Source organism: Streptomyces sp. G-G2 (assembly GCF_030063135.1).
GTDB lineage: Bacteria > Actinomycetota > Actinomycetes > Streptomycetales > Streptomycetaceae > Streptomyces.
Genome location: NZ_JASISO010000004.1, coordinates 186,217 through 199,088 on the forward strand (window position 1 = coordinate 186,217; position 12,872 = coordinate 199,088).

Consider the following 12,872-nt stretch of genomic DNA (forward strand, 5'->3'; position numbering starts at 1 on the left):
CCGGCACCCCGGCCGGGGGCACCACCCGGCGGGAGCCGGGCGAACCATCAGGGACGGACACCATGAGCCACGTAGCCCGGGGCAAGGGACAGGTCGGCTTCATCGCCGGATTCCTGCTCCTGCCGCTCGCGCTGTATCTGACCTTTGTCATCTGGCCGTACATTCAGACGTTCGGCTATTCCTTCACCAACTGGTCGGGACAGTCGCCGACGTTCGACTTCGTCGGCCTGGACAACTATTCGACCCTGATGAAGGACGAGGTCTTCCGGGGCGCCCTGCTGCACAACCTGTTCCTCCTGGTGTTCGTCCCGACCATCACCATCCTGCTGGCCCTCTTCTTCGCCTTCATGGTGAACGTCGGAGGGCGCAGCGGCGCCGGCGGTGTGCGGGGCGTCCGGGGCGCGGCCTTCTACAAGATCGTCTACTTCTTCCCGCAGGTCCTCTCCCTCGCGATCCTCGCCGTGCTCTTCGGCGCCGTCTACCGCAGCGACGAGGGCGGCCTGCTCAACGGCATGCTGACCAAGCTGCACATCATCGACCGGCTGCACCCCATCGAATGGCTCAACGAGCCCGACCTGGTGCTGTGGTGCATGCTCGCCGTGGTCGTCTGGCACGGGGTCGGCTTCTACCTGGTGCTCTTCTCGGCCGCGATGCAGACCGTCCCCAAGGACATCTACGAGGCCGCGCTGCTCGATGGCGCGGGGCGCGCCCAGACCTTCATCAAGGTGACGCTGCCCCTGCTGTGGGACGCTGTGCAGACCTCCGCGGTCTATCTCGGCATCGCCGCGATGGACATGTTCGTCCTCGTGTCGACCATGACGTCGGGCCAGTTCGGCGGCGGCCCCGACCACCACGGCGAGGTCATGGCGACGGTCCTGATGCGCAACTTCCTGTACTTCGGCAAGAGCGGCTACGCCTGCGCCATGGGCGTCGTCATGCTCATCCTCACCCTGATCCTTTCCCTCATCACGCTGCGCGCCACCCGCCGCGAGCGCATCGAGTTCTGAGCGGGAGACACGATGACCACAGTGACCAAGGCACCCGACGAGGCCTCCGCCGAGCGGACCGACCGCAAGAAGCCGGCCAGAGCCGGCGGCGGCGGCCGCTCCGAGGGCGCGGTGCTCAACGTCTTCTCGCACGGCTTCCTCGCCGTCTGGGCCATATTGATCGTCCTGCCCCTGATCTGGCTGGCGCTCGGTTCCTTCAAGACCGACAGCCAGATCGGCGGCTCGGCCCTGGGCTGGCCCTCCAACTGGCACTTCGACGCCTTCAGCCGCGCCTGGGACAAGGGCATCGGCGACTACTTCGGCAACACCCTCATCGTGATGGTGTTCTCGGTCCCGCTGACCATGCTGCTGGGCTCGATGGCGGCGTACGTGCTGGCCCGGTACCCCTTCAAGGGCAACCGGATCATCTACTACTTCTTCGTCAGCGGGGCGATGTTCCCCGTGTTCCTGGCGCTCGTACCGCTGTTCTTCATGGTCAAGCGGCTCGACATGCTCAACAGCTTCCAGGGCCTGATCCTGGTGTACATCGCCTACTCGATGCCGTTCACCGTGTTCTTCATGCACTCGTTCTTCCGCACGCTGCCGACGGCGGTGTACGAGGCGGCGGTGATCGACGGGGCGTCCGACACCCGGATCTTCTTCCAGGTGATGCTGCCGATGGCCAAGCCCGGCCTGATCTCCGTCGGGATATTCAATGTCCTGGGCCAGTGGAACCAGTACATCCTGCCCGCCGTGCTGATGCAGCCCCAGAGCGGATCGGACCCCGAGCGCTACATGCTCACCCAGGGCCTGATCCAGCTCCAGTACCAGATGGGCTACGAGACGGACCTGCCGGTGCTCTTCGCCGGTGTCACCATCGCGATGATCCCGATGCTGGTGGTCTACCTCTCCTTCCAGCGCCAGATCCAGGCCGGACTGACCTCCGCCACCCTCAAGTAGCCGAGGCCGAGGGATCCGGCACCACCGACCAGCTGACCGCCGAGACCGAGGGATCGAGCGAGAGGTTGCTCACCGCTTCCTCCAGCGCCCGGCCCCGGCCCCCTCGGCGGTCAGCAGCGCCGACACCGTCACCAGGCCCTCCTTCGGGCCGTCCTGGCTGCGGATCGAGCGCAGCTGGTAGCCGGGCCGGCCCAGCGCGTCGACCAGCCGGTGGCGGATGTGGGCCTCCTCCGCCTCCAGGCACACCGCCTCGAAGTGGAGGTCGGTGGCCACCTCGGCCCCGCCCCGCGGTTCACGGTCCAGACGCCGGCCCAGCGGGCGCAGCAGGAGGTTGGCCCCCACCACGCCCGCCGTGCCGAAGGCCGCGAGGACGAACATCCCGGTCCCGGCCAGGCAGCCCACGGCCGCCGAACACCACAGGGTGGCCGCCGTGTTCAGGCCTCGAACGCTCAGCCCGTCGCGCATGATCACACCGGCGCCCAGGAAGCCGATCCCGGACACGATCTGCGCCGCGACCCGCGAGCCGTCGTACTGGACCTGGGACACCTCGCTCATGAACCCGTACTGCGAGAGCAGCACGAACAGCGCCGCGCCCCCGGCCACCAGGGCGTTCGTCCGCAGCCCCGCCATCCGGGCCCGCCACTGCCGCTCCAGGCCGATCGCCGCCCCGAACCCGAGCGCGGCGGCCAGGTGCCCGGCCATCTCCCATTCGGTCGGCATCATCGGCCTCTCCCTCCTTCTGGTGCGGGCCCTTAGAGCCAGGTGTTGAACTTCTTGATGTACACGGTCTTCAACAGTTGCGTGAGCGTGCAGTACGCGAGCAGTACGCCGATCAGCCACGGGAAGTAGCTCGCGGGCAGCGGTACGAAGCCCAGCGTCGCGGCCAGCGGCGAGAAGGGCAGGAACAGCCCGGTCAGCACCGCGAGGACGGTCATCACCATCACCGGCCAGGACGCCCGCGACTGGATGAAGGGGATCTTGCGGGTCCGGATCATGTGGACGATCAGCGTCTGCGAGAGCAGGCCCTCGATGAACCAGCCGGACTGGAACAGCGCCTGGTGCGCCTCGGAGTTGGCACTGAAGACGTTCCACATGATGGCGAACATCGCGATGTCGAAGATCGAGCTGATCGGGCCGATGCAGACCATGAACCGGCCGATGCCCTTGGCGTCCCAGTTCCGGGGCTTGCGCAGGTACTCCTCGTCCATCCGGTCCCACGGCGTGGCCAGCTGGGCGATGTCGTAGACCAGGTTCTGCATCAGCAGCATGATCGCGAGCATCGGCTGGAAGGGGATGAAGGCGCTCGCCACCAGGACCGAGAAGACGTTGCCGAAGTTCGACGAGGCCGTCATCTTGATGTACTTGATGGTGTTGCCGAAGGTGGTCCGGCCCTGGAGCACGCCCTGCTCCAGGACGGTCAGGTCCTTCTCCAGCAGGATGATGTCCGCCGACTCCTTCGCGATGTCGACGGCGGTGTCGACCGAGATGCCGACGTCCGCGTCGCGCAGCGCGGCGGCGTCGTTGATGCCGTCCCCGAGGAACCCGACGGTGTGGCCCTCGGCCTGCAGGGCCCGCACGATACGGGCCTTCTGGACCGGGTTGACCTTGGCGAAGACCGTCGTACGGGCGGCCAGCGAGCGCAGTTCGGCGTCATCCAGCAGGTCCAGCTCGGTGCCCGAGACCACGTGGCCCACGTCGATGCCGACGTCGGCGCAGACCCGGGCCGCGACCAGTTCGTTGTCACCGGTGACGACCTTGACCGCGACGCCCTTGTCGGCCAGGCCCTGCAGGGCCCGGGCCGCGTCGGCCTTCGGCGGGTCGAGGAAGGCGAGGAAGCCGACCAGGGTCAGCCGGTCCTCGTCGGCGACGGTGTAGGTGTCGCGGGGCGTGGCGATCGCACGGGTGGCGACGGCCAGGACGCGCAGCCCCTGGCGGTTGTTGTCCTCGGCGATGCGGGCGGCGGTCCGGCGCAGCGGGTCGGTCAGTTCCACCCTCCGCCCGCGGTCCGTCATGTGGGTGCACCGGGCGAGGACTTCCTCGACGGCGCCCTTGGTGATCATGACGTGCTCGGACCGGCCGACCGGCCCGACCAGGGTGTTGCGGTTGAGGACCACGGACATCCGGCGCCGGGCGAAGTCGAAGGGGATCTCGTCGACCATCGAGAATCGAGCGTCGACGACAACCTCCTCGGCCCCGTCCACGCGGTCGATGACCGCCTGGTCCATCAGGTTCTTCAGGCCGGTCTGGAAGTGCGAGTTGAGGTAGCCGTGCTCCAGGACCTCGTTGTCGTCGTCGCCGTGCACGTCGAGGTAGCGGTCCAGGACGATCCGGTCCTCGGTGAGGGTGCCGGTCTTGTCCGTGCACAGCACGTCCATCGCGCCCAGGTTCTGGATCGCGTTGAGCCGCTTGACGACCACCTTGCGCTTGGCCATGGCCACCGCGCCGCGCGCCAGGTTCGCGGAGACGACCATCGGCAGCATCTCGGGGGTCAGGCCGACCGCCACGGCGATGCCGAAGAGCATCGCCTCGTTCCAGTCGCCCTTGGTGAGGCCGTTGATGACGAACACGACCGGGACCATGACCAGCATGAAGCGGATCAGCAGGTAGCTGACCTTGCGCACTCCGGTGTCGAAGTTGGTCTGGGGACGCTCACCGACCAGTGAACCGGCCATCGAGCCGAAGTAGGTGCCGGAGCCGGTGGCCACGACCACGCCGGTGGCGGTGCCCGAGGTGACCGATGTACCCATCAGGCACAGGTTGTCGGCCTCGACCGGGTCGGTGGCTCCGGGGCGGCCCGGGTCGTCCGCGCGGGTGTCGGCCTTGGCGACCGGCAGGGACTCGCCGGACAGCGAGGCCTGGCCGACCATCAGGTCCTTGGAGGTGATCAGCCGCAGGTCCGCGGGGATCAGGTCACCGGCGGCCAGCTTGACGATGTCACCGGGGACCACCTGGTCCATCGGGATCTCGAAGGTGGTGGGGCCGGAGCCGCCGCCCGCCCGGCGCAGTACCGCGCAGGTGGTGGTGACGAGCTTGTTGAGCGCGTCGGCCGCCCGGTCCGAACGGAACTCCTGCCAGAAGCGCAGCAGTCCGCTGATCCCGATCATCACCGAGAGGATGACGACCCCGGGGTCGGCGGGGTCCTGCCAGTACATGACGGCGGCGAGGAAGACGAGGACGCCGATGAAGGGGTTGGCATAGGCCTTCGCCAGCTGGAAGCACCAGCGGGGGGCCCGCTCGTGGGCGATGACGTTGGCGCCGTGGTGCTCCAGGCGCAGCGCGGCCTCGGTGTGGGTGAGGCCGTTGCGGGTGGCGTTCAGGTCCCGCAGGACCTGGCCGCCGGGGCGGGCGCTCTCGTCGGTGAGCCGTTCGCCGACGACGCGGGTCCGGCCCTCCAACTCGGCGGCCTTGCGTTCGCGGCGGGCCCGGCCCGGCGGAGCGAGCCTCGTGGGGGTGCGAGGGGTGAGCATGGTCATGACGACTACCTCCCTCCACGGCGTCCGGGCAGCGCGCAGCCGCACGGTCACGTGGAGTGATCATGGGTCGGCGCGGTGCGGCACGGAGCCGGAAAGGAGCGCCGACGGGCATGGATGACGCACGTCGGGCCCGGGGCCAGGACGTACGGAGGGCATGAGGAAGTGCACGGACATCCGCGGACCTACCGCGGCCGTGCGCACTCAGGGAGAAGAGTCAGCCGGTCAGCGGCTGATTAACCAACGAGAGCGCGGCAAGGACTTCGATCGGGACTCATCCCGAACACCTCCTTGCGTAGCGCTGTCATCGACGTGGCGCCCGGTCCGGCCGGAAAGGCCGCAGAGGATCGGCGCCTCTGCGAAGGTAACACGAAGCGCGGGGATGTTTCTCTCGTACTTATGACCGGTAGTGGCCGATTCGTGCTGCGTCAGCCTCTTGACGTCTGGATGTCCAAAGGCTCGACTTAGGGTTCACAAGTTGGAGAGACGCCGGGGTCTCGTCACGACGGTCCCCGGCCGGGGGGCGACGGCAGGCCGTCGCTTATGGCAGGAGTGGATGAGTCGTGCAGACTCCGGGATCGCAGTCGTCACTGCACCGTGCGAACCTCGAACGGGTCGTGCGGGCGGTGCGGCTGGCCGGCTCGCTGACCCAGGCGGAGATCGCCCGAACCACCGGCTTGTCGGCGGCCACGGTGTCCAACATCGTCCGTGAGCTGAAGGACGTCGGGACCGTCGAGGTCACTCCGACCTCGGCGGGCGGCAGGCGCGCGCGCAGCGTCTCCCTCAGCGGGGACGCGGGCATCGTCATCGGCGTCGACTTCGGCCATACGCACCTGCGCGTGGCGGTCGGCAACCTCGCCCACCAGGTCCTGGCCGAGGAGGCCGAGCCGCTGGACGTCGACGCGTCCTGGGTGGACGGCTTCGACCGGGCCGAAGCCCTGGTGGGCCGCCTGATCGACAGCGTGGAGGTGGCCCGGGACAAGGTCATCGGCGTCGGTCTCGGGGTCCCCGGCCCGATCGACGGCGAGTCCGGGAACCTCGGCTCGACCGCCATCCTGCCGGGCTGGGCCGGGATCAACCCGCGCCAGGAGCTGTCCCAGCGGCTGGGCGTGCCCGTGTACGTCGACAACGACGCCAATCTCGGCGCGCTGGGCGAGCTGGTGTGGGGCAGCGGCCGGGGGGTGAAGGACCTGGCGTACATCAAGGTCGCCAGCGGCGTCGGCGCCGGGCTCGTGATCAACGGGCAGATCTACCGGGGCCCGGGCGGCACCGCGGGCGAGATCGGGCACATCACGCTGGACGAGTCGGGACCGGTGTGCCGTTGCGGCAACCGGGGCTGTCTGGAGACCTTCGCCGCGGCCCGCTACGTCCTGCCCCTGCTCCAGAGCAGTCACGGGCCCGAACTCACCATGGAGCGCGTGGTGGAGCTGGCCCGCGGCGGCGATCCGGGCTGCCGCCGGGTGATCGCGGACGTGGGACGGCACGTGGGCAGCGCCGTGGCCAGCCTCTGCAATCTCTTGAACCCGAGCCGGGTGGTGCTCGGCGGCTCGCTGGCGGACGCGGGCGAGCTGGTCCTGGCCCCCATACGCGAGTCCGTGGGGCGGTACGCGATCCCGAGTGCGGCCCGCCAGTTGTCGGTGCTCACCGGGTCGTTGGGCGGGCGGGCCGAGGTGCTCGGCGCGCTGGCGCTCGTACTGAGCGAGATGGGCGATTCGACCCTGCTTGGCGGGTTTCAGGAACCCGTTCTGCTGTCTTCAGTTAGATAACGGATGGCACCGTTGTCATCTCGTTAAGGATTCACTCCTTGACGGCAAACTTGCGGCCGGGGTTGACTCACATCCACCTCGGCCGCAACGTTGCGGCCTCGTCAGGGAGGTTCAGGAAATGAACACGCGTATGCGCAGAGTCGCCGTAGCCGTCGCCGCGGGTGCCATGGCCGTTTCGCTCGCCGCTTGCGGCAGTGCGAAGGAGTCCGGGGACAAGAAGACGACCTCCACCGTCAAGGGCAACGCGATCAAGGTCGGTCTGCTCCTGCCGGAGAACCAGACCGCGCGCTACGAGAAGTTCGACAAGCCGCTGATCGAGAAGCAGATCGCGGACCTCACGGCCGGCAAGGGCGAAGTGGTCTACGCCAACGCCAAGCAGGACGCCACCACGCAGAACTCCCAGGTCGACACGATGATCACCAACAAGGTGAACGTGCTGATCATCGACGCCGTGGACTCCAAGGCCATCGCGGGCTCGGTCAAGAAGGCCAAGGACGCCGGCATCCCCGTCGTCGCCTACGACCGCCTCGCCGAGGGCCCGATCGACGCCTACACCTCCTTCGACAACGAAGAGGTCGGCAAGGTCCAGGGCAAGGCGCTCCTCGAAGCGCTGGGCGACAAGGCCAAGGACGGCCAGATCGTCATGATGAACGGTTCGGTCACCGACCCGAACGCCGCGCTGTTCAAGAAGGGCGCCCACTCCGTCCTCGACGGCAAGGTGACCGTCGCCAAGGAGTACGACACCGTCGAGTGGAAGCCGGAGAACGCCAACACCAACATGGCGGCCGCGCTCTCCGCGGTCGGCAAGGACAAGATCACCGGCGTCTACTCCGCCAACGACGGCATGGCGGGCGGCATCATCACCGCCCTCAAGGCGGCCGGTCTGAACCCCCTGCCCCCGGTCACCGGTCAGGACGCCGAACTCGCCGGTGTGCAGCGGATCGTGGCGGGCGAGCAGTTCATGAGCGTCTACAAGCCGTACGCCCCCGAGGCCGAGGCCGCCGCGAAGATGGCCGTCGCCCTGGCCAAGGGTGAGCGGATCGAGGTCGTCGCCACGTCCAAGGTCGACAGCCCCACCGCCAAGGGCGTTCCGTCCCTGCTGATCCCGGTCGTCTCGCTGACCAAGGCCAACATCAAGGACACGGTCATCCGCGACAACGTCTACTCGGCCGACGAGATCTGCACCGACAAGTACGCGGCCGCCTGCGCCACCCTCGGCCTGAAGTAAGGCCCCCGTCGGCCCCCCGGGCCGACCCCACGCCTGTCCGGCGCCCCTCCTCCATTCCCGCCATCGGCGGGGCGCCGTACAGAAACGACTTCCCCTATCCCTACCCCTGTGGTCCTGCTCTTTTGCACGACATCCCCGCCGGTCAGGCGGCGAAGGAGATGGTTCATGTGTCCGCTGCGCCCGTGCTGGCGTTGCGAGGGATCTCGAAGAGGTTCGGTGCCGTTCAGGCCCTGACCGACGTAGAACTCGAGATCCACTCAGGCGAGGTGGTCGCCCTCGTCGGCGACAACGGCGCCGGTAAGTCCACGCTGGTCAAGACCATCGCTGGCGTGCACCCCATCGATGACGGAGTCATCGAGTGGGAAGGGCGCCCGGTTTCGATCGCCAAGCCCCACGACGCCCAGAACCTGGGCATCGCGACGGTCTATCAGGACCTCGCGCTGTGCGACAACATCGATGTCGTCGGCAACCTCTTCCTGGGGCGCGAGATCAAGCGGCGCGGCATCCTGGACGAGGTGGAGATGGAGCGGCGCGCCCGCGAGCTCCTGACCACCCTGTCCATCCGGATCCCCAGTGTCCGTATCCCCATCGCCTCGCTCTCCGGCGGTCAGCGCCAGACCGTGGCGATCGCCCGCTCCATGCTGGGCGAGCCCAAGCTCGTCATCCTCGACGAGCCCACCGCCGCCCTCGGCGTCGAGCAGACCGCACAGGTGCTCGACCTGGTCGAGCGGCTGCGCGAGCGCGGTCACGCCGTCATCCTCATCAGCCACAACATGGCCGATGTGAAGGCCGTCGCCGACAAGGTGGCCGTCCTGCGGCTGGGCCGCAACAACGGCGTCTTCTCCGTGAAGGACACGTCGCAGGAAGAGATCATCTCCGCCATCACCGGGGCCACGGACAACGCCGTGACCCGCCGGGCGGCCCGCACCGGGGAGGCCCGCAAGTGAGCACCCAGAATCCCGCAGCCGGTCCGCTGGGCAAGGGCCCCACGGGCCGTGCCAAGCACGCGGGCCCCGCCGAGGCGGGAGCCGCCGCGGACGCCATCCCGGCCGTGGACCCCCGGCTGCTCGTGCGCGAGCAGGGTCTGGCCGGGTACATGAACGAGTTCGGCCGCAAGCTCAAGGCCGGTGACCTGGGCTCCGTACCCGTCGTCCTCGGTCTGATCATCATCTGGAGCATCTTCCAGAGCCTGAACTCGCACTTCCTCGGCCCCGAGAACCTCACCAACATCGCGATCACGATGACGGCCACCGGCATGATGGCGGTCGGCATCATCTTCGTCCTGCTGCTCGGCGAGATCGACCTCTCGGTCGGCTCGGTCAGCGGTGTCTCGGGCGCGATCGTCGCGGTCCTCGCCGTCACCCACGGCGTCAACGAATGGCTGGCCGTCCTCGCGGCGATAGCCGGAGGCGCCCTGATCGGCTCCCTCCACGGCTTCTTCTTCGCCAAGATCGGCGCCCCGGCCTTCGCCGTCACCCTGTCGGGCCTGCTCTTCTGGTCCGGCGCCATGCTGCAGATCCTCGGCAGCAACGGCACGGTCAACATCGACTCCGAGGGCGTGGTCGGGCAGCTGACCACCTACTTCTTCTCGGACGTGGCCATCGGCTACGGGCTCGCCGCCGTCGCCGTGGCGGGGTACTTCCTCGCCACGTTCTCCGACGCCCGGCGCCGCGAGGCCGCCGGAGTCCCCTCCCGGCCGCTCGGTGAGGTCCTGCTGCGCACCGGTCTCCTCGCGGTGTTCACCTTCGGCCCCGCCATCGTGTTCAACCAGTACAAGGGCCTGCCGCTCGCGGTGGTGCTCTTCCTGCTGGCCCTGGTCGGCACCGACTTCGTCCTGCGCCGCACCAGCTTCGGCCGCCAGGTCTTCGCGCTCGGCGGCAGTGTCGAGGCCTCCCGGCGCGCGGGCATCAACGTCAACCGCGTCCGGATCACGGTCTTCGCCATCGCGGGCACCTTCGCGGCGATCGGCGGCCTGTTCTGGGCCTCCAAGATCGCGGCGGCGAACCAGAGCGCCGGCGCGGGCGACCTCCTGATGAACGTCATCGCGGCGGCCGTCATCGGTGGCACCAGCCTCTTCGGCGGGCGCGGGCGGACCTGGAACGCCCTCCTCGGTGTCATGGTCATCACATCGATCCAGTACGGTCTGGCCCTGGAGGGGATCGCGACGCCGATCCAGTACATGATCACCGGCGCGGTGCTGCTGGCCACCGTGGTGATCGACTCCGTCACCCGCAAGACGCAGAAGACGGCGGGACGCGCCTAGTCCGGTCCCGCGCCGGGCCTGGTCAGGCCCGGTCCGTCCGGGACACGCCCGGGCCTCACCCGTCCGGGCGTACGCCGCCCACAGTGCCCGACGCCACCCCGTGTGGCGTCGGGCACCTGTGCGTACATCCACCCGTACGTGGCGTGTGAGGTCGTGACGGTGTGTACAGATATGACAAAGGCGCGGCGGCGCCGGGACCGCCCGGCGAACACCGCCGCGAACGGAACATTAGACTCGACAGACCAGCGAGCAACTGCAAGGAGGCACGGGTGCTGCTGACCCGCATCAAGGGACCGCGCGATCTGGACCGGCTCAGCCAGGAGGAGCTCAATCAGCTCGCGGCCGAGATCAGGTCCTTCCTCGTCGACGCCGTCTCCAAGACCGGCGGGCACCTCGGCCCCAACCTCGGCGTGGTCGAACTGACGATCGCCCTGCACCGGGTCTTCGACTCGCCGAAGGACAAGGTCCTCTTCGACACCGGCCACCAGGCCTACGTCCACAAGCTGCTCACCGGCCGCCAGGACTTCGGGAACCTGCGCTCCAAGGGCGGCCTCTCCGGCTACCCCTCGCGCGCCGAGTCCGACCACGACGTGATCGAGAACTCGCACGCCTCCACCGTGCTGGGCTGGGCCGACGGTCTGGCCAAGGCCAATGAGGTGCTCGGCCGCGAGGACCACCACGTCGCGGCCGTCATCGGCGACGGGGCCCTCACCGGCGGTATGGCCTGGGAGGCGCTGAACAACATCGCCGCCGCCAAGGACCGCCCCCTGGTGATCGTCGTCAACGACAATGAGCGCTCCTACGGGCCCACCATCGGCGGCCTCGCCAACCACCTGGCCACCCTGCGGACCACGGACGGCTACGAGCGCTTCCTGGCCCGCGGCAAGGACCTCCTGGAGCGCACCCCGGTCGTCGGGAGGCCGCTCTACGAGACCCTGCACGGCGCGAAGAAGGGCCTCAAGGACTTCATCGCACCGCAGGGCATGTTCGAGGACCTGGGCCTGAAGTACATCGGGCCCATCGACGGCCACGACATCGACGCCCTGGAGTCGGCGCTCCAGCGTGCCAAGCGCTTCAGCGGCCCGGTCATCGTGCACTGCCTCACCCAGAAGGGCCGGGGCTACGAGCCGGCCGAACAGGACGAGGCGGACCGCTTCCACGGCATCGGCCCGATCCACCCGGACACCGGCCTGCCGGTGAGCACCGCCGCCGCCAGCTGGACCTCCGTCTTCGCCGACGAGATGGTCAAGCTCGGCAAGGAGCGCAAGGACATCGTCGCGATCACCGCGGCCATGCTCCAGCCCGTGGGCCTCAAGCGCTTCGCGGACGCCTACCCGGACCGGATCTTCGACGTCGGCATCGCCGAGCAGCACGGCGCCACCTCGGCGGCGGGCCTGGCGACCGGCGGCGCCCACCCGGTCTTCGCGGTCTACGCGACCTTCCTCAACCGGGCCTTCGACCAGGTCCTGATGGACGTCGCCCTGCACAAGTGCGGGGTGACCTTCGTGCTGGACCGGGCCGGCGTCACCGGTGACGACGGCGCCTCGCACAACGGCATGTGGGACATGTCGATCATGCAGGTCGTCCCGGGTCTGCGGCTCGCCGCCCCGCGTGACGCCGAGCAGCTGCGCGCCCAGCTCCGCGAGGCCGTCGAGGTCAAGGACGCCCCGACGGTCGTGCGGTACTCCAAGGGCGTCGTGGGCCCGGCGGTCCCGGCCGTCGGCCGGATCGGGGGCATGGACGTGCTGCGCACCCCGGCCTCCGAGGTCACCCGTCCGGACGTACTGATCGTCGCGGTCGGGGCGCTCGCCCCGATGTGCCTGGACGTCGCCGACCTGCTGGACAAGCAGGGCATCTCCTCGACCGTCGTGGACCCGCGCTGGGTCAAGCCGGTGGACGAGGCCCTGGCCCCGCTCGCGGACGGCCACCGCGTCGTCGTCACCGTCGAGGACAACGGGCGCACCGGCGGGGTCGGCGCGGCCGTCTCGCAGGCACTGCGGGACGCGGGGGTCGACGTACCGCTGCGCGACTTCGGCATCCCGCAGCGCTTCCTCGACCACGCCACCCGCAAGGAGGTCATGGCCGAGATCGGGCTGACCGCGCCGGACATCGCCCGGCAGGTCACCGGGCTGGTGGCCAAGCTGGACGGACGCTACGAGAGCGAGCCGGCCGCCACGGTCGACTAGGGACCCGCGGTCG

At 68.9% G+C, this 12,872-nt stretch carries 9 protein-coding genes; 7 read left to right on the top strand and 2 right to left on the bottom strand.

Annotated features, from left to right (window positions below):
- The first annotated feature begins 62 nt into the window (after positions 1-62).
- Positions 63-1,007 carry a carbohydrate ABC transporter permease gene (locus tag QMF80_RS05200; RefSeq protein WP_283449879.1) on the top strand — a complete coding sequence of 315 codons (945 nt, stop codon included), beginning with the start codon at positions 63-65 and terminating at the stop codon, positions 1,005-1,007.
- Between the two features lie 12 nt (positions 1,008-1,019).
- Positions 1,020-1,946, top strand: a complete 927-nt coding sequence (locus QMF80_RS05205) for a carbohydrate ABC transporter permease (RefSeq protein ID WP_283449881.1) — start codon at positions 1,020-1,022, stop codon at positions 1,944-1,946.
- Between the two features lie 69 nt (positions 1,947-2,015).
- Here QMF80_RS05205 and QMF80_RS05210 read toward each other — a convergent pair whose 3' ends face one another.
- Both QMF80_RS05210 and mgtA read right to left on the bottom strand, forming a co-directional pair.
- A complete protein-coding gene (locus QMF80_RS05210) occupies positions 2,016-2,669 on the bottom strand; it encodes an MgtC/SapB family protein (protein ID WP_283449883.1) in 654 nt (217 codons plus the stop codon).
- 29 nt (positions 2,670-2,698) lie between these two features.
- Positions 2,699-5,419, bottom strand: coding sequence for a magnesium-translocating P-type ATPase (mgtA, locus tag QMF80_RS05215; protein WP_283449885.1), 2,721 nt, complete (start codon positions 5,417-5,419; stop codon positions 2,699-2,701).
- A gap of 560 nt (positions 5,420-5,979) precedes the next feature.
- Here mgtA and QMF80_RS05220 point away from each other — a divergent pair.
- From QMF80_RS05220 to dxs, 5 genes are all read left to right on the top strand, one after another.
- Positions 5,980-7,182: an ROK family transcriptional regulator gene (locus QMF80_RS05220; RefSeq protein ID WP_283449886.1), complete on the top strand. Its 1,203-nt coding sequence runs from the start codon at positions 5,980-5,982 to the stop codon at positions 7,180-7,182.
- A gap of 118 nt (positions 7,183-7,300) precedes the next feature.
- A complete protein-coding gene (locus QMF80_RS05225; protein ID WP_283449887.1) occupies positions 7,301-8,410 on the top strand; it encodes a sugar ABC transporter substrate-binding protein in 1,110 nt (369 codons plus the stop codon).
- A 158-nt stretch (positions 8,411-8,568) separates the two neighbouring features.
- The gene (locus QMF80_RS05230; RefSeq protein ID WP_283449889.1) at positions 8,569-9,357 is read left to right on the top strand and encodes an ATP-binding cassette domain-containing protein; all 789 of its coding nucleotides are present in this window, start codon (positions 8,569-8,571) and stop codon (positions 9,355-9,357) included.
- Positions 9,358-9,383: 26 nt separating this feature from the next.
- On the top strand, positions 9,384-10,673 hold the full coding sequence (locus QMF80_RS05235; RefSeq protein ID WP_502962777.1) for a sugar ABC transporter permease: 1,290 nt from the start codon (positions 9,384-9,386) through the stop codon (positions 10,671-10,673).
- A 269-nt stretch (positions 10,674-10,942) separates the two neighbouring features.
- Complete coding sequence (gene dxs, locus QMF80_RS05240; RefSeq protein ID WP_283449891.1) at positions 10,943-12,859, top strand: 1-deoxy-D-xylulose-5-phosphate synthase; 1,917 nt, start codon at positions 10,943-10,945, stop codon at positions 12,857-12,859.
- Positions 12,860-12,872 lie beyond the last annotated feature (13 nt).